The sequence below is a fragment of the Burkholderia sp. 4M9327F10 genome, assembly GCF_005503145.1.
In the GTDB taxonomy this organism is placed as follows: Bacteria; Pseudomonadota; Gammaproteobacteria; order Burkholderiales; family Burkholderiaceae; genus Paraburkholderia.
On record NZ_SCNV01000004.1, the window covers coordinates 260,059 to 276,416 of the forward strand.

The 16,358-nt window shown below is 65.9% G+C and carries 12 protein-coding genes and 1 pseudogene; 11 read left to right on the forward strand and 2 right to left on the reverse strand.

All coding sequences use genetic code 11. From position 1 onward, the window contains the following. Positions 1 to 91 precede the first annotated feature (91 nt). Positions 92 to 655 carry an alpha/beta hydrolase gene (locus tag FFS45_RS07025; protein ID WP_137953977.1) on the forward strand — a complete coding sequence of 188 codons (564 nt, stop codon included), beginning with the start codon at positions 92 to 94 and terminating at the stop codon, positions 653 to 655. 9 nt (positions 656 to 664) lie between these two features. Here FFS45_RS07025 and FFS45_RS07030 read toward each other — a convergent pair whose 3' ends face one another. Next, positions 665 to 1,885, reverse strand: coding sequence for a CaiB/BaiF CoA-transferase family protein (locus FFS45_RS07030; RefSeq protein WP_137953978.1), 1,221 nt, complete (start codon positions 1,883 to 1,885; stop codon positions 665 to 667). A 348-nt stretch (positions 1,886 to 2,233) separates the two neighbouring features. On the opposite strand from FFS45_RS07030, the gene alaS reads away from it, so the two are divergent. After that, positions 2,234 to 4,858, forward strand: a complete 2,625-nt coding sequence (gene alaS / locus FFS45_RS07035; protein ID WP_137953979.1) for an alanine--tRNA ligase — start codon at positions 2,234 to 2,236, stop codon at positions 4,856 to 4,858. Between the two features lie 235 nt (positions 4,859 to 5,093). Here alaS and FFS45_RS07040 read toward each other — a convergent pair whose 3' ends face one another. After that, positions 5,094 to 6,014, reverse strand: coding sequence for a LysR family transcriptional regulator (locus FFS45_RS07040; protein WP_137953980.1), 921 nt, complete (start codon positions 6,012 to 6,014; stop codon positions 5,094 to 5,096). 157 nt (positions 6,015 to 6,171) lie between these two features. On the opposite strand from FFS45_RS07040, the gene FFS45_RS07045 reads away from it, so the two are divergent. From FFS45_RS07045 to FFS45_RS07085, 9 genes and pseudogenes are all read left to right on the forward strand, one after another. Further along, positions 6,172 to 7,434 (forward strand): YbfB/YjiJ family MFS transporter, encoded by a 1,263-nt coding sequence (locus FFS45_RS07045; RefSeq protein ID WP_137953981.1) that lies wholly within the window; start codon positions 6,172 to 6,174, stop codon positions 7,432 to 7,434. 145 nt (positions 7,435 to 7,579) lie between these two features. Then, positions 7,580 to 8,610 (forward strand): annotated as a pseudogene (locus FFS45_RS07050) (low specificity L-threonine aldolase). 68 nt (positions 8,611 to 8,678) lie between these two features. Continuing rightward, complete coding sequence (locus tag FFS45_RS07055) at positions 8,679 to 9,209, forward strand: NUDIX domain-containing protein (protein WP_137953982.1); 531 nt, start codon at positions 8,679 to 8,681, stop codon at positions 9,207 to 9,209. 4 nt (positions 9,210 to 9,213) lie between these two features. After that, positions 9,214 to 9,657 (forward strand): thioesterase family protein, encoded by a 444-nt coding sequence (locus tag FFS45_RS07060; protein ID WP_137953983.1) that lies wholly within the window; start codon positions 9,214 to 9,216, stop codon positions 9,655 to 9,657. 14 nt (positions 9,658 to 9,671) lie between these two features. After that, complete coding sequence (locus tag FFS45_RS07065) at positions 9,672 to 10,610, forward strand: branched-chain amino acid ABC transporter permease (RefSeq protein WP_137953984.1); 939 nt, start codon at positions 9,672 to 9,674, stop codon at positions 10,608 to 10,610. Then, positions 10,603 to 11,901, forward strand: a complete 1,299-nt coding sequence (locus FFS45_RS07070) for a branched-chain amino acid ABC transporter permease (RefSeq protein ID WP_137953985.1) — start codon at positions 10,603 to 10,605, stop codon at positions 11,899 to 11,901. The genes FFS45_RS07065 and FFS45_RS07070 overlap by 8 nt, the downstream gene beginning before the upstream one ends. Next, positions 11,898 to 12,650, forward strand: a complete 753-nt coding sequence (locus tag FFS45_RS07075; protein ID WP_137953986.1) for an ABC transporter ATP-binding protein — start codon at positions 11,898 to 11,900, stop codon at positions 12,648 to 12,650. Before FFS45_RS07070 ends, FFS45_RS07075 begins: the two co-directional genes overlap by 4 nt. Then, positions 12,647 to 13,360 (forward strand): ABC transporter ATP-binding protein, encoded by a 714-nt coding sequence (locus FFS45_RS07080; RefSeq protein ID WP_137953987.1) that lies wholly within the window; start codon positions 12,647 to 12,649, stop codon positions 13,358 to 13,360. The genes FFS45_RS07075 and FFS45_RS07080 overlap by 4 nt, the downstream gene beginning before the upstream one ends. A 686-nt stretch (positions 13,361 to 14,046) precedes the next feature. Then, positions 14,047 to 16,329 carry a hypothetical protein gene (locus FFS45_RS07085; protein ID WP_249362690.1) on the forward strand — a complete coding sequence of 761 codons (2,283 nt, stop codon included), beginning with the start codon at positions 14,047 to 14,049 and terminating at the stop codon, positions 16,327 to 16,329. The last annotated feature ends 29 nt before the right edge of the window (positions 16,330 to 16,358 follow it).

Genomic DNA, 16,358 nt, shown 5'->3' on the forward strand with positions numbered 1-16,358 from the left:
CAACGGTTGGGGGCTTTTGCACACGCTTGCATGCCGTCCGCGGGGGTAAATTGCGGGTTTAACGGGAACCACATGGCCAGGAGGAGGGGCGATGATCGAGCAGATCAGCCAGAAAGTGTTGGTGTTGCCGGGTTATATGAACTCGGGCGAAGGGCATTGGCAAACGCGCTGGGAAAGCTTGCACGCGGGGTTTGAGCGCGTCCGCATGCCGGATTGGGATCATCCGGTGCGCGATGCCTGGTGCCGGGCGCTGGAGGCGGCGGTGGCTGCGTCGGATGGGCCGGTGGCGCTGGCCGCGCATAGCCTCGGATGTCTCACGGTGGCCTTCTGGGCGTCGCAGTACGCGAGCGCCGCGAGCCGGGCGAAGGTGGCCGGCGCGTTGCTGGTGGCGGTGCCGGACCCGGCGGGCAAAGAGTTTCCGCAGGATGCCATTGGCTTCGCGCCGGTGCCGCTCGAGCCGCTGCCGTTTCCGGCCGTGGTGGTGGCGAGCACCGATGATCCGTATGGCGGCGTGCCGTTTTCGCAGGCATGCGCGGCCGCGTGGGGCAGCCGCTGGCGCGGCATCGGCGCACGCGGCCATATCAATGCCGACAGCGGCCTCGGCGACTGGGACGAGGGGCGGCGCTGGCTGGCGCAGGCGCTGCAGGGCGAATGAGCGAGGGCTTCAGATCACCGCTTGCGCGCGCAGCGCCGCAATGCGCGCCTCGTCGTAGCCCAGCACCTCGCGCAGAATGCTGTCCGTATGCTCGCCGAGGGTGGGCGGGTGCGCGAGAGCCTGTGGCGGCGTGCCGGTCATATTGATCGGATTGCGCACCAGCTTGACGGTGCCGCCGGACGGATGCGGCAGATCCACCTGCATGCCGCGCGCCACCACCTGCTCGTTCTCGAACACCTCGGCCAGATCGTTGATTGGCCCGCAAGGCACGCCGGCCGCTTCGAGCGCGGCAATCCACTGCTGCTTGCCGAGCGTGCGGACCATTTCCGCGAGGATCGGCACCAGCGTGTCGCGATTGCGCACCCGCGCCGGATTGGTGGCGAAGCGCTCGTCGTCGGCCAGCTCCGGCCGGCTGCCGGCCTCGACGAACTTGCGGAACTGGCCGTCGTTGCCGACCGCGACGATGATCCAGCCGTCGCGGGTCTGGAAGGTCTGGTAGGGCACGATGTTCGGGTGGGCGTTGCCCCAGCGTACCGGCGGCTGGCCGCTCGCAAGGAAGTTCGAGTTCATGTTCGCCAGCATGGCCACCTGCACGTCGAGCAGCGCCATGTCGATGTACTGGCCTTCGCCCGTGCGGTCGCGGTGCGTGAGGGCGGTGAGCACGGCAATGGTCGAATACATGCCGGTCATCAGGTCCGCGATCGCCACGCCGGCCTTTTGCGGGCCGCCGCCGGGCAGGCCGTCGCGTTCGCCGGTAATGCTCATGAAGCCGCCGATGCCCTGCACGATAAAGTCGTAGCCGGCGCGCTGCGCGTACGGCCCGGTCTGGCCGAAGCCGGTCACCGAGCAGTAGACGAGATCCGGCTTGATTTCTTTCAGCGAGGCGTAGTCGAGGCCGTATTTGCGCAACTGGCCGACCTTGTAGTTCTCCAGCACCACGTCGCTCTGGGCGGCCAGCTCGCGGATGATGCGCTGCCCCTCGGGCGTGGCGATATCCACGGTGACCGAACGTTTGTTGCGGTTCGCGGCGAGGTAGTAGGCGGCCTCATGGGTATCCGCGCCGTCCGGTGTCTTCAGGTACGGGGGCCCCCAGTGGCGCGTGTCGTCGCCGACCTCCGGGCGTTCGATCTTGATGACGTCCGCGCCGAAGTCGGCGAGCGTCTGTGCGCACCAGGGGCCGGCGAGCACGCGGGTAAGGTCCAGCACGCGGATATGACTGAGAGCGCCCATAGTCTTTCGATGTCTCCTTGTTGCCCCGGGCGCGAGGCCGGTGCGCCGGCTCGGGCGCGCGCGGGTCGGGGTGCGGACGCCGTGGTGGCGCCGATGTGCAGAATCTTAAGCGATTCCTGCGCCCGACCATATTCGGCTGAACCGCATAGGACGAATGACGCGTCCGCCAACCGGCAAATGAAGCGAAAACCCGGCCGGATGGCTAATCCTGTGTGCACGGCGTTCCGCGCCGCCTCGCAAGAGCGCCGATCCCGTATAATCAGTCGTTTAAGCAACCTCCGGTTGGCGCATCCCGCAAGTCACCCGCGGCTGTCGCCAGATCCAGCCAGGACCGTCCCCCAGTACGCTATGAAAGCCGCCGAAATCCGCGAGAAATTCCTCAAGTTCTTCGAATCGAAGGGCCATACGATCGTTCGCTCGTCGAGCCTTGTGCCCGGCAACGACCCGACGCTGCTCTTCACCAATTCGGGGATGGTGCAGTTCAAAGATGTGTTCCTCGGCGCGGAATCGCGTCCGTACGCGCGCGCCACCACTGCGCAGCGCAGCGTGCGCGCGGGCGGCAAGCACAACGACCTCGAAAACGTCGGCTACACCGCACGTCACCACACGTTCTTCGAGATGCTCGGCAACTTCTCGTTTGGCGACTACTTCAAGCGCGACGCGATCCACTACGCGTGGGAACTGCTGACGGGCGTCTACCAGTTGCCCAAAGACAAGCTGTGGGTCACGGTCTACCAGGAAGACGACGAAGCGTACGACATCTGGGCGAAGGAAGTCGGCGTGCCGGTCGAGCGCATCATCCGCATTGGCGACAACAAGGGCGCGCGCTACGCCTCGGACAACTTCTGGCAGATGGCCGATGTCGGCCCGTGCGGCCCGTGCTCGGAAATTTTCTACGACCACGGTCCGGAAGTCTGGGGTGGCCCCCCGGGGTCGCCTGAGGAAGACGGCGACCGCTACATCGAGATCTGGAATCTCGTGTTCATGCAGTTCAGCCGCGACGCGCAGGGCAACCTGACGCCGCTGCCCAAGCAGTGCGTGGATACCGGCATGGGTCTGGAGCGCATTGCCGCCGTGCTGCAGCACGTGCACAGCAACTACGAGATCGACCTGTTCCAGGCGCTGATCAAGGCCGCGGGCCGCGAAACCGGTGTGACGGACCTGGGCAACAACTCGCTGAAGGTGATTGCCGACCACATCCGCGCCTGCTCGTTCCTGATCGTCGACGGCGTGATTCCGGGCAACGAGGGCCGCGGCTATGTGCTGCGCCGCATCGTGCGCCGGGCGATCCGCCACGGCTACAAGCTGGGCAAGAAGGGCTCGTTCTTTCACCGTCTGGTGGCCGATCTGGTCGCACAGATGGGCGAGGCTTACCCGGAACTGAAGGATGCGGAACAACGCGTGACCGACGTGCTGCGTCAGGAAGAAGAGCGCTTCTTCGAGACCATCGAGCATGGCATGTCGATTCTCGAAGGCGCACTGGCCGACCTGGAAGCAAAGGGCGGCAAGACGCTCGACGGCGAGCTGGCATTCAAGCTGCACGACACCTACGGGTTCCCGCTGGACCTGACGGCGGACGTGTGCCGTGAGCGCGAAGTGACCGTCGACGAAGCCGCGTTCGACGAGGCCATGGCGCGCCAGCGCGAACAGGCGCGCGCCGCCGGCAAGTTCAAGATGGCGCAGGGCCTCGAGTACTCGGGCGCGAAGACCACGTTCCACGGCTACGAAGAAATCGTCTTCGACGACGCGAAGGTGATCGCGCTATATGTGGACGGCGCCTCGGTCAAGGAAGCGACGCATGGCCAGCAGGCCGTGGTCGTGCTCGATCACACGCCGTTCTATGCGGAATCCGGCGGCCAGGTCGGCGACGCCGGCGTGCTCGCCAACGCGAGCGTGCGCTTTGCGGTGGCGGACACACTGAAGGTGCAGGCGGACGTGGTCGGCCATCACGGCACGCTCGAACAGGGCACGCTGAAAGTGGGCGACGTCGTGAAGGCGGAAATCGACGCGGTGCGCCGTGCCCGCACCGAGCGCAACCACTCGGCTACCCACCTGATGCACAAGGCGTTGCGTGAAGTTCTCGGCTCGCACGTGCAGCAGAAGGGCTCGCTCGTCGATCCGGAGAAGACCCGCTTCGACTTCGCGCACAACGCGCCGATGACCGACGAGCAGATCCGTCAGGTCGAAGCCATCGTGAACGCGGAAGTGCTGGCGAACGCGCCGGGCATCGTGCGCGTGATGCCGTTCGACGAAGCGGTGAAGGGCGGCGCCATGGCGCTGTTCGGCGAAAAGTACGGCGACGAAGTGCGCGTGCTCGACCTGGGCTTTTCGCGCGAACTGTGCGGCGGGACGCACGTGCGCCGCACCGGTGATATCGGCTTCTTCAAGATTGTGATGGAAGGCGGCGTTGCAGCCGGTATCCGCCGCGTGGAAGCGATCACGGGCGACACGGCCGTGCGCTATGTGCAGGACCTCGACAGCCGCATCAACGCGGCCGCTGCGGCCCTGAAGGCACAGCCGGCGGAGCTGACGCAGCGCATCGTCCAGGTGCAGGACCAGGTGAAGGCGCTCGAGAAGGAACTCGGCGCACTCAAGTCGAAGCTGGCTTCGAGCCAGGGCGACGAACTGGCCGGCCAGGCCATCGAAGTGGCCGGCGTGCATGTGCTCGCGGCTACGCTCGACGGTGCGGACGTGAAGACGCTGCGCGAAACGGTCGACAAGCTGAAGGACAAGCTGAAGAACGCCGCCATCGTGCTGGCTTCGGTTGAAGGCGGCAAGGTCAGCCTGATTGCCGGCGTGACGCCGGATGCGAGCAAGAAGGTGAAGGCTGGCGAACTGGTCAACTTTGTCGCGCAGCAGGTAGGCGGCAAGGGCGGCGGCCGTCCCGATATGGCTCAGGCCGGCGGCACCGAACCCGCCAATCTGCCGGCGGCGCTGGCTGGTGTGAAGGGCTGGGTCGAAGGGCTGCTGTAAGCGCACAGTTTCGAGCCATGCGTGGTGTCCCGTTCAGGTAGCGGGACGCCGGAAGCAAAAGAGCCGCGAGCGTAAAAACTCGCGGCTCTTTTGTTTTCGGCGAGGTGCAGGACCGGCCGCTCGCGTTTGCGTTTGCATTTGCATTTGCATTTGCATTTGCGTCGGCGCGGCGGCGCCGGTAACTGCCACACGCGCTCGACTCGCGGCCGTTGCGCCTTCAGCGGCGCATCAAGCTTCAGGCCGTCTGCAATCCCGCTTCGGCTCGCCCGCTCACCGCCGGCGTTAAATTGCTGTTGGCCAGCAGAGTCTCGCGCAGCGCCTTGAGCGCCGACGAAAAATGCCCGCGCCGCCAGATCAGCAGCGTGTCGATCATCCCCGCATCGCCGAGCGAGTGAACTGCGATGTTGTTCATATCGTGCTGCAAATCGAGCACCGAGCGCGGCGCGACCGCCACGCCCGCCCCCGCGGCCACGCACGCGACGATCGCGTGATACGAGCCGAGCTCCAGCACCCGCGCCGGGCGGATGCCGTTTTCCATGTACCACTTCTCGATGTAGGCGCGATACGTGCAGCCGCGCTCGAACGCAATCAGCGTCGACAGTGCGATGTCGCGCCCCTCGCGAATCGGCCGATGGCCGCGCGGCGTCAGCATCACCAGTTCTTCGCGAAACACAGGCACGGCTTCGAACAGATCGCCAGCCCAGTCCGGGTCGAGTGGGGTGGCGATCAGCGCCGCATCCGCTTCGAACGCCCGCACCCGTTCGATCAGGCGGCCGGTCGTGCCGGTTTCCAGTTCGAGCCCGACCTCGGGCCAACTCTGGTGATACTGCGCGAGCAACCCCGGCAGGCGGCTCGCCGCCGCGCTTTCCATGGTGCCCAGGCGTAGCCGGCCGCTCGGACGGTCTTCGCGCAGCGCATGGCGCGCCTCGTCGGCGAGCGCGAGCAGCCGTTCGGCGTAAGGGAGCAAGGTTTCGCCGGCAGGGGTGAGCACCAGCCGGCGGCCGTCGCGGATGAACAGCTCGGTGCCGAGCTGCTCTTCGAGCTGCTTGATGCGCGTCGTGACGTTCGACTGCACCCGGTTGAGCTTGGCGGCGGCGCGCGTGACGCCGTTCTCGCGTACCACGGCGCGAAAAATCGTCAGTGCAGCCAGATCCATGATTCTCTCCACGTGATCCTTTGTATCTATATTATTCATTTTTCGTGATTTAACCGTCAAGCTATGATGAGTTGAAAGGATGGCTGCGCCCGCTCCGCATGCCGCGCCCGCCACGCCCGTGCCGGCTTCCCGCCGCATTCGACTCTCTCAAAGCCGTATGAACAATCTCGCCCCAACTGGCTCCTTCGCCGCGCCCGCCGGACCTCATCCCGCGCGCCAGGCGGCGCTTGCCTGCATGATCGTGCTGGCGGTGGTGCTTGGAGTCGGCCGCTTCGCGTTCACGCCGCTCCTGCCGTTGATGCTGCACGGCGGCGGGCTCGACATCCGGCATGGCGGCTGGCTGGCGTCGTGCAACTACGCCGGCTACTTTGCCGGCGCGGTGAGCTGCGCGGCCTTGCGCGTTGAAGCGGCGCGGATGGTGCGCGTGGGGCTGGTGCTGACCGTGCTGCTGACCCTCGCGATGGGCCTGACCAGCCACTTCTGGATCTGGGCAAGCGTGCGTTTCGTCGCCGGTGTGGTCAGCGCGTGGACCTTCGTGTTCGCCTCGCAATGGGGCTTGCGGCGGCTCGCCGAACTGGGCTCGCACGAGTGGGGCGGGGTGATCTACACCGGACCGGGTGTGGGGATCGTCGCGACCGGGCTGTTCGTGAGCGTCGCGGGGCGTCTCGGTGCGGCGGCGGGCTGGCTGGGCTTCGCGCTGGCCTCGGCGGTGCTGTCCGCACTGGTCTGGCGGGCGTTTGCCGCCGCGCCCGCAGGACTGTCCGCGGCGGTATCTGCAGGCGGCGATAACGCAACTGGCCGCGCAACCGGTAGCTCAACTCAGCCAACCTCGATTGCCGCTCCTGCAAAGGCTTCCCACGAGAGCAGCCCGCACCGCGCCGATGCCTTCTGGCTCGTCGTGCTGTACGGCGTGCCGGGCTTCGGCTACATCATCACGGCGACTTTCCTCCCGGTGATCGCGCGCCATGCGCTGCCGGGTTCCGCGTGGCCGGACCTGTTCTGGCCGATGTTCGGCCTCGCGCTGATCGCCGGCGCGCTTGGGGCGGCGCGGTTGCCGCATCATTGGGACAACCGCACCCTGCTGGCAGCCTGCTACGTCCTGCAGGCAGCGGGTGTGGCGTTGGGCATCGTGTGGCCGACAACCGGCGGCTTCGCGCTCGGCAGCATGCTGATCGGACTGCCGTTCACCGCCATCACCCTGTTCGCGATGCGCGAGGCGCGCCGCCTGCGCGGCGATCACGCGGCCGGGCTGATGGGCTATGCGACCGCGGCCTACGGCGTGGGGCAGATCGTGGGGCCGCTGGTGGCCGCGCCAATTGCGGTCCACACCGGTTCGTTCTCGCCGGCGCTGTGGCTGGCTGCGGGCGCCTTGCTGCTCGGCGCGCTTGGGCTGACGTGGGTTGCTCATCGGCAGCGTTGATCGCATCGGTCGCGTCGCTGGCGTCGCTCGCCTCGATCCGGCCGCCTTAAATCCCACCGGGCAAAAACAATTTATCGGCTAGCGCACTAAAATGACCGCTTTCCGGTCATTTCTTCAGTGCCCGTCGCCGGGCGCTTTGCCAGCCATGCAACATTTCGCGTCCGATAACTACGCGGGCATCTGTCCCGAAGCGCTCAATGCGCTGATCGCCGCCAACAACAGTGGCCACGAACCCGCGTATGGCGACGACTCCTGGACCCAGCAGGTCTGCGACCGCTTGCGTGACCTGTTCCAGACCGACTGCGAAGTCTTTTTCGTGTTCAACGGCACCGCGGCCAATTCGCTAGCCCTCGCGTCGCTGTGTCAGTCGTACCATTCGGTGATCTGCCACGAGCTGGCCCATATCGAAACCGACGAGTGCGGCGGCCCGGAGTTCTTCTCGAACGGTTCGAAACTGCTGACCGCGCCGGGCGTCGCCGGCAAGCTGACACCCGATGCGATCGAAGCCGTCGTCACCCGCCGCGCCGACATCCACTACCCAAAGCCCAAGGTTGTGACGCTCACGCAGTCCACCGAAGTGGGCACTGTCTATAGCGTCGAAGAAGTGCGCGCGATTGCCGCCATTGCGAAGCGCCGCCACCTGAAAGTCCACATGGACGGCGCACGCTTCGCCAACGCCGTGGCTGCACTCGACGTGCATCTTCCGAGATCACCTGGCGCGCGGGCGTCGACGTGCTGTGCTTCGGCGGCACCAAGAACGGCTTGCCGGTTGGCGAGGTGGTGGTGTTCTTCGACCGCGCGCTGGCGGACGACTTCGCCTATCGCCTCAAGCAAGCCGGGCAGCTCGCATCGAAGATGCGCTTCATTTCCGCGCCGTGGCTCGGCCTGCTCGACGGCGACGTATGGCTGCGCAACGCGCGCCACGCCAACGCGATGGCGAAACTGCTCGAATCGCGTCTCGCAGAGATTCCCGGCGTCAGCATCATGTTCCCGACCGAGTCGAATGCGGTGTTCGCACAGTTGCCCGCTCACGTGGCCAAGGCGATGCGCTCGCATGGCTGGAAATTCTACGAATTTATCGGCGCGGGCGGTTGCCGGCTGATGTGCGCGTGGGACACCCAGCCCGAGACAGTCGAGCGCTTTGCCGCCCAGGTGCGAGAGCTGTGCGCGGCCTGAGCCGTGATGACACGCAACCCCGCACATCCCAATACAACGACACACCAAGAGACGATTCCCCGCCCACCATGAGCGATTACCGATTCTGTCCCCGCTGCGCTACGCCTCTCGTCGAGCGCAGCGACCCTGAACACGAAGGCGGCCGTATCCGCCAGGCCTGCCCTGACGAAACCTGCGGCTACGTCCACTGGAACAATCCGCTGCCGGTGGTTGCCGCGATTGTCGAGTACGAAGGCAAGATTCTGCTGGCGCGCAACGCCGCCTGGCCCGAAGGCATGTTCGCGCTGATCACCGGTTTTCTGGAGAATGGCGAGACACCGGAGGAGGGCATTGCGCGCGAAGTCCGGGAAGAGACTTCGCTGCACACCGAAACGGTTGAACTGGTTGGCGTCTATGAGTTCATTCGCAAGAACGAGCTGATCATCGCGTATCACGTGCGGGCTTACGGCACGATCGCCTTGTCGCCGGAACTGCTCGAATACCGGCTGGTCGAGCCGGCCAAGCTGCGGCCGTGGCGCGCGGGCACAGGCCAGGCGCTGGGTGAGTTCATGCGGCGGCGCGGCCTGCCGTTCGAGTTTGTCGAGCGGCCTGGGCAGTAACGGCATGAGCAAACCCGCACCCGCGCCGCGTAGCGCCTACGCGCACTTCCTGCCGATCACGACCCGCTGGATGGACAACGATGTCTACGGCCACGTGAACAACGTCGTGTACTACAGCTATTTCGACACGGTCGTGAACGAGTATCTGATCCGCACCGGCGTGCTGGATTTCGAGCACGGTACGACCATTGGCCTCGTCGTCGAAACGCAGTGCAACTACTTCGCGCCGCTGGTGTTTCCGGAGCGGGTCGACGCTGGTCTGCGGGTGGTGCGGCTCGGCTCGACTAGCGTGCGCTATGAGGTGGGCCTATTCAAGGAGGGCGAGGCACAACCGGCGGCGCAAGGCCATTTCGTGCACGTCTACGTCGACCGCGCGACGCGCCGGCCCGTCGCGCTGCCCGATGCGTTGCGGGCCGCGCTCGAACCGCTCGTCGTCCAGCCGCAGTAACGGACGGCAGGCGCGTGCAGTCATTCGTCATCAATCTGCTCAACGGCGTCAGCTACGGGCTGCTGCTGTTCATGCTGTCGGCAGGCCTGACGCTGATTTTCAGCATGCTTGGTGTGCTGAACTTCGCGCACGCCAGTTTCTATATGCTCGGGGCGTATGTCGGTTTTTCGGTGGCGGCGCGCACCGGTTTCTGGAGTGCGCTGGTGATCGCGCCGCTAGTCGTCGGGCTGGCCGGCGCGGCCATGGAGCGCTGGCTGTTGCGCCGGGTGCGGCCGCACGGACACCTCGCCGAACTGTTGCTGACCTTCGGCGCCGCCTATCTGATCGGCGAGGCGGTCAAGCTCGCCTGGGGTCTGCCCGCACTTACCGCGAACGTGCCGGCGGTGCTCGACGGGCCGCTCTTCAAGTTGTATGGCGCGGCGTTTCCGCGTTACCGCGCGTTCATGATGGTGGTGTCCGTCGCCATGCTCGCTGTGTTGTACGCGGTGCTGCGCGTATCGAAAGCCGGCCTGATCGTGCGAGCGGCGTTGACGCATGCGCAGGCCGTCGAGGCGCTCGGGCATAACGTGCCGCGTGTATTTACCGCGGTATTTGCCGTGGGCACGGCGCTCGCCGCGCTGGCCGGCGTGATCGGCGCGCCGCTCTTCGTGATTGAGCCGGCGATGGCGGAGTCGGTCGGCTCGATCGTTTTCGTGGTCGTGGTGATCGGCGGTCTCGGGTCGCTGGGTGGGGCGCTGGTGGCGTCGCTGATGGTCGGCTGCGTGCAAACCTTCGCGGTCGCCAGCGACCTGTCGCTGGGCGAGATCACATCCACCTTCGGACAGTCGCTGCCGCCCGCCTGGGACGGTCTCACGCTGGCGCAACTCGCGCCCCTGTTGCCGTACCTGCTGCTGGTCGCGATGCTGGCGCTGCGCCCGCGCGGCCTCTTCGGACAGCGTGACAGCAATGCATGATCTGCGTGATCTGCATGAGCTAGGCAAAGCGCAGCGCCCGCACGCCTTACGCAACCGGCTGCCCTGGCTTGCATTGATTGCATTTCTGGCGATCCCCGTCTTCGCCGGGTCGCAAAGCTGGCTGCTGGCGTATCTGGCGCAGACCGCAACCATGATCGTCTTCGCGCTCTCCTATAACCTGCTGCTTGGCGAAACCGGGCTGCTGTCGTTCGGCCACGCCGCCTATGCGGGGCTTGGCGCGCTCATCGCGGCGCGGGTCTTCAACCAGTTTGGCGTGCCGTTGCCGTTGCTGCCGCTCGTCGGGGGCCTTGGGGGCGCGTTCTGTGGCGTGCTGCTCGGGGCTATCTCGACGCGGCGCGCCGGAACCACATTCGCGATGATCACGCTCGGCATCGGCGAACTGGTGGCTGCGGCGGCATGGACTCTGCCCGACTGGTTCGGCGGCGAGGCCGGCGTGCCGATCGATCGTGCGAGCGGTTGGTGGTTCTCCGCGTGGAATTTCGGCCCGGCGCGCGCGGCGTATGGCCTGATTGCGCTCTGGTGCCTGCTCGCCTGTGCGGCGCTATTCGCGTTGTCGCGCACGCCGTTCATGCGGCTTGCCAACGCAGTGCGCGACAACCCGGTGCGGGCGGCGGCGATCGGCTGCTACCCGTGGCGTATCCGCTACGGCGTCGTCGTGCTGGCGGCGTTTTTTGCGGGTGTCGCGGGGACGCTCGGGCTCATCAATCTCGAGCTCGTTTCGACTGAAAGCGTCGGCATGCTGCGCTCGGGTTCGGTGCTGATTGCCACGGTGATCGGCGGCACCGCATCGTTTTTCGGACCGGTGGCGGGAGCCATCGTGCTGACGTTCTTCAGCGTGGTGGTCGCCAGCGCGACGCGCGCCTGGTTACTGTATCTGGGGCTGTTCTTCATTGTCGTGGTGATTGCCTCGCCTGATGGCCTGAGCGGCTGGGGGCGGGCCCAGGCGGCACGGCTCGCAGCGCATGGCTGGAGGCGCTGCGTGCGGCCTTATCTGTTGGGCGCGTTTGCGCTCCTGCTGTGGACGCTCGCGGGCGTGCTGGCGGTGCAGTGGGCATATGCGGTCCAGTTCGGCGCGGACAATGGCGAGAGTTTGCAGTGGTTGCCGTGGATGGAATCAACAGGAGTCCAGATCGATGCGATGCGGACCGGCAAGTGGCTCTTGCCGGCGCTTTGCCTGCTCGCGGGACTCGGCTGGCTGGCCGCGCGCCGCGCCCGCCAGGCATGGACGAGCCTGAGCGGCGAGACCATCCGTCACGGAGACGCGCGATGACCTTGGCGCTTTCGCTGCGCGGCGTCGAAAAACGCTACGGCGCCACGCAGATTCTGCGCGGTGTCGATCTGGTGGTGGAGCCGGGAGAGCGGCACGCGCTGATCGGTCCGAACGGCGCGGGCAAATCGACGCTCTTCAATCTGATCGCAGGCAACGCGCGAGCCGACGCCGGCCGCATCGAGCTCTATGGAGTCGACTTGAGCCGCATGACGCCACCGGCGATCAGCCGGCGCGGGCTGGCGCGCAGCTTCCAGACGACCAGCGTGTTTGCCCGCCTGAGCGTGCTCGACAACCTGCGCTGCGCGGCGTCGATCGCCGAGCGCGACCGCTCGCGCTGGTGGCATCGCTGGAGCGGCTCGCGCGAAGCCGATGCGCGCGCCGATGCGGTGCTGGAAGCCGTTGGCCTGAGCGCGCGCCGCGCCGTGCAGGCCGGCACGCTCAGCTACGCGGAGCAGCGTGCGCTCGATCTCGGCATTGCGCTGGCGAGCGGTGCGCACACCTTGCTGCTCGACGAGCCGACTGCCGGCATGAACCGCGCCGAAGCCGCACGTGCGATCGAACTGATTCGCGAGACTACGGCGGGGCGCACCTTGCTGATGGTCGAGCACGATATGGACGCGGTCTTCAGCCTTGCTGACCGCATCTCCGTGCTGGTGCAGGGGCGCGTGATCGCGACCGGGACGCCCGCCGCGATCCGCGCCGACGAAGCAGTGCTTGCGGCCTACCTCGGCGACGGAGTGCCCCGATGAGCGCGCTGCTGGAGATCGCGGGGTTGTGCGCATGGCATGGCGCGAGCAAGGCGCTGCACGGCGTCGACCTGCGCGTGGAAGCAGGGGAGGTGGTGGCGCTCGCGGGACGCAACGGTTCCGGGCGCTCGACGCTGGCGCGCACGATCATGGGCATGGTGCGTGCCGAGGGCACGCTGCGTTTCGCGGGCCGCTCGCTGATCGATCTGCCGACCTTCGCTATTGCCCGCCTTGGAATCGGCTATGTGCCCGAGCATCGCGACATCTTCGCGGCGTTGAGCGTGGACGAGAATCTGCAACTGGGACTTGCGCCGCAAACGCGAGGACGGGCGCCGCACTTCACGTTCGATGATGCCTACACGCTGTTTCCGGTGCTGCGTGAGCGCCGCCGCACCCGGGCCGGCGCCCTGTCCGGGGGCGAACAGCAGATGCTGTCGCTGGCGCGGGCGCTGCTGGGTGATCCGGATCTGCTGGTGATCGACGAACCTGCCGAAGGGCTCGCGGGACAGGTCGTCGCCCAGGTTGCGCAATGCCTGCACCTGCTGCGCGAGCGCGGCGTGGCGATGCTGCTGATCGAGCAGCGGCTTGCTATCGCCCATCAACTGGCAAACCGGATTGCGGTAATGGGGCACGGCGAAATCGTATTCGACGGCTCGCCTGAGGCGTTTTATGAACGGCACGACGTGATGCAGGAATGGCTGGGCGTCGGGTAGCGTGGCGTGCGCCCCCGGCTTTCGGCGTATTGCATCGCGGCATAGGTCGTTTTGCTGTTTTTTCTGCAGGGCTTACCCGCTATCGCTGTGTCGCCTCTGTGTGCTTTCTTTGTGTCATTTCTGCTCTGCTTCAGGCGCACGCCCGGTCTTGATGCCTGTGCGGCGGTCGCCGGCGCACTTCTTCCTGTTTTATTCCTGTTTGAATCCCGATTCTGAAAATCGCGCAGCGCCAGTCTGAGCAAGGCCCAGCGGGAAAGTGGACGAGCGATTCAAACGCTTGATCGTTTGGTGAGCGTCCTCCAGAAATCTTGTCGGCAAGGAGGCTTCAAATGCAGACAATCGGGTGATAGGCGCGAGCGGGCCGCAATGCTTTACAAGCGGTTCCCGTCACGCCATATACGACCCCGCGCCGCGCTCGCGAAGACGAGCCGCGGCCTCAGGAGGGAGGAGACATCATGCGATTAGCAAAGACTGAAGCCAGGGGCCAGTGCAGTGTGCCCGTGATGTTAAGGGGCTGCTTGCCACGCCTGTTTCAGCGACTGGTCAGGCCGGTCGCGGCAATCGATGCGTGGGCGACGGGCGTGGATAGGCGGGGCGGCTGGTACGCCGCCTTGGACGCGTTATCCGGGCGGCGTTCGCGGCGAGCGAGGTCCACGCGGTTTGGACCAGGCGCTGTGTTGGTGACGATGACGTTGCTTGTTTCGGCCTGCGCGGATGCGAGCTCGTCGGCCAACGACGCCGCGAGGACGTCGGGGTCGGGCAGCGCTGCCCCCAACGTTGCCGCGACGGACACAGACGGGTTGCCCGTGCAGCCGCGCGCGACGCAAGCGCAGCAAGCGCAGCAGGCGCAGCAGGCGCAGCAGGCACAGCAGGCACAGCAGTCTGGTGCACCCGTCATCGCGCCGCCTGAGGCGAAAGCGGCTTCCGCCGCGAACACCTCCTCAACGCTGGCCTCCGGCAACGCCGCCGCTGCACGTCCGGCGCTCGAACTCGCCAAGCAACGCCAGCTTGCCCAAGAGCAAAGCATTGCCGCACGCGTGCCTACGGCTGGCGGTCTCGCGGAACAGCGCGTGCGGCCGCTGACGCTGCGCGATTCCGGCATCGACGGGTCGATGATGTTTGCGCGCGACGTGGATTTCCGCGTGACCGGCGACATCGGCTTCATGATCCACAACATGGCGGCGACGCTGACACCGACGCATCCCGGCGCCCCGATCGTGTTCGACGATCCGACCAGCGTCGTGATCGCCGTGCACCGTGGCGATGTCACGCTCGACAGCGCCAGGCTCACGGCGATTTTCAACCGCTATCTGTTCCAGTATGAAGGCTCGCCGCTGCGGGACATGCGAGTGGTGCCGCAGGACGGCGGCACGCTGCGCATTACCGGCGAAATGCACCGCGACGGCTGGGTGCCGATCGTACTGAACGGCACGCTGTCGATGCGCAACCCGAAGGAACTCGTGTTCCACGCGGACCACGTGGAGGTGGCCGGCGTCGCCGCCGACAGACTGATGCAGGCCGCACATGTGAGGATGGCCGACCTGCTGAAAGTGGATACACCGATTGCGCGCCTCGAGGGTGACGACGTGGTCATGCAGGTTGCGAAACTGACACCGCCGCCGGCGCTACGCATGACGATTACGCACATCGACACATCGGCTGCGGGCGTGCGCTTTACGCTTGACGACCAGACATTGCCGGCCATCGCGTGGCCCGCGACGATGCCGCCGCGCGGCATGCTGGTGGAAGGCGGCGACGTGAAGTTCATGCGCTCGATGCCGATGAACATCGATATGGCGATAACACCGCTGGATGCCAACGCGCCGTTCGTGCTGGACCTGTACCACTACCGCGAGCAGATGGCCGCGGGCTATCTCACGTTCGACGAAGCCGGTGCACTCGATGTGCATCTGCCGTCCTTCGACAAGCTGGCGAGCGGATGGCACGACCCAGCGCACGACCCCACGCAGGAGACCGGCAGCGCGAGCGTGCGCTTTAACGACAGCTTTATTCGCGCCCAGCAGGCTTCGCTCGCAGCGGCGCGAACGCAATGGCAGAGTGTTCCGCCCGAACTCCGTACGCAGGAAGCGCGGGCGATTCCAGTCGGCACGCGAACCGCATTTTCCGGTGCAAACGCGTTGACGCCGGGCTCGGCGATCACGGACGAACGACACTCATCGGGACCGGCGCCGCTGATCCATATGCAGAACGTGGATTTCTTCGTTTCGGGGCGGATCGGTTTTCACGTGCGTTCGCTCGATGCGCAGATGGTGCCGAAGAAGCCGGGCCAGCCCGTCGATCTGGACGACCCGGACCAGTACGACATTCACATCATTGGCGGCGAGGTGGTGGAACCGTGGCCTGCGATGGCGGCGTTGTTCAACGATTATCTGCTGGACTACGAGCCGCGTTCGCTGAACGACCTGACGTTGACGCCGGAGAACGGCGCGCTGCAGGTGACGGGCGGGATCAAGCTGTGGAATCATTTCCCGGGCGTATGGTTGCCGACGACGATGAGCGGAACGATCGTCGCGCGGGATGAGCGGCACCTGGTGTATGCGCCGACGTCTGTCAAGGTGTTGGGTGTGCCGCAGGCGGGGATGTTGAGGGCGCTGAACATACCGTTGGCGTCGCTGACGCCCTTCGTGCGGAAAGGGGTTGCGTTGCAGGGCAATGAACTTGTGTTCGATCAGTACACAGTGTTTCCGCCACCGGTTTTGCAGGGGCATCTGGCGAGCGCGACTGTGACGGATGACGGGCTGGTGCTGAAGTTTCGGCGCGAGAGCGGGGCTGTGGTTGCCAGGCCGCCTGCTGGGGCTGGGCGCAGCTATGTCTGGATTGAGTCTGGTGATGTCAAGATGTTTGATTCGCTTGTTACTAATGCCAGGACTTTGATTTTGGATAGTTCGCGGGATGGGGATCCTGTCTCTTATCCACATTTGAAGCTGCCGACGACACCTTCCGTGTAGATTCAGATGTTCGCTGTATGCTACACAAA

Bases quoted from the DNA above. Each gene is read 5' to 3' on its own strand.
- FFS45_RS07045 (WP_137953981.1), top strand. From the start codon at position 6,172: ATGAACAATCTCGCCCCAACTGGCTCCTTCGCCGCGCCCGCCGGACCT.
- FFS45_RS07030 (WP_137953978.1), bottom strand. From the start codon at position 1,885: ATGGGCGCTCTCAGTCATATCCGCGTGCTGGACCTTACCCGCGTGCTC.
- FFS45_RS07070 (WP_137953985.1), top strand. From the start codon at position 10,603: ATGCATGATCTGCGTGATCTGCATGAGCTAGGCAAAGCGCAGCGCCCG.
- FFS45_RS07075 (WP_137953986.1), top strand. From the start codon at position 11,898: ATGACCTTGGCGCTTTCGCTGCGCGGCGTCGAAAAACGCTACGGCGCC.
- FFS45_RS07025 (WP_137953977.1), top strand. From the start codon at position 92: ATGATCGAGCAGATCAGCCAGAAAGTGTTGGTGTTGCCGGGTTATATG.
- alaS (WP_137953979.1), top strand. From the start codon at position 2,234: ATGAAAGCCGCCGAAATCCGCGAGAAATTCCTCAAGTTCTTCGAATCG.
- FFS45_RS07055 (WP_137953982.1), top strand. From the start codon at position 8,679: ATGAGCGATTACCGATTCTGTCCCCGCTGCGCTACGCCTCTCGTCGAG.
- FFS45_RS07060 (WP_137953983.1), top strand. From the start codon at position 9,214: ATGAGCAAACCCGCACCCGCGCCGCGTAGCGCCTACGCGCACTTCCTG.
- FFS45_RS07040 (WP_137953980.1), bottom strand. From the start codon at position 6,014: ATGGATCTGGCTGCACTGACGATTTTTCGCGCCGTGGTACGCGAGAAC.
- FFS45_RS07080 (WP_137953987.1), top strand. From the start codon at position 12,647: ATGAGCGCGCTGCTGGAGATCGCGGGGTTGTGCGCATGGCATGGCGCG.
- FFS45_RS07085 (WP_249362690.1), top strand. From the start codon at position 14,047: ATGACGTTGCTTGTTTCGGCCTGCGCGGATGCGAGCTCGTCGGCCAAC.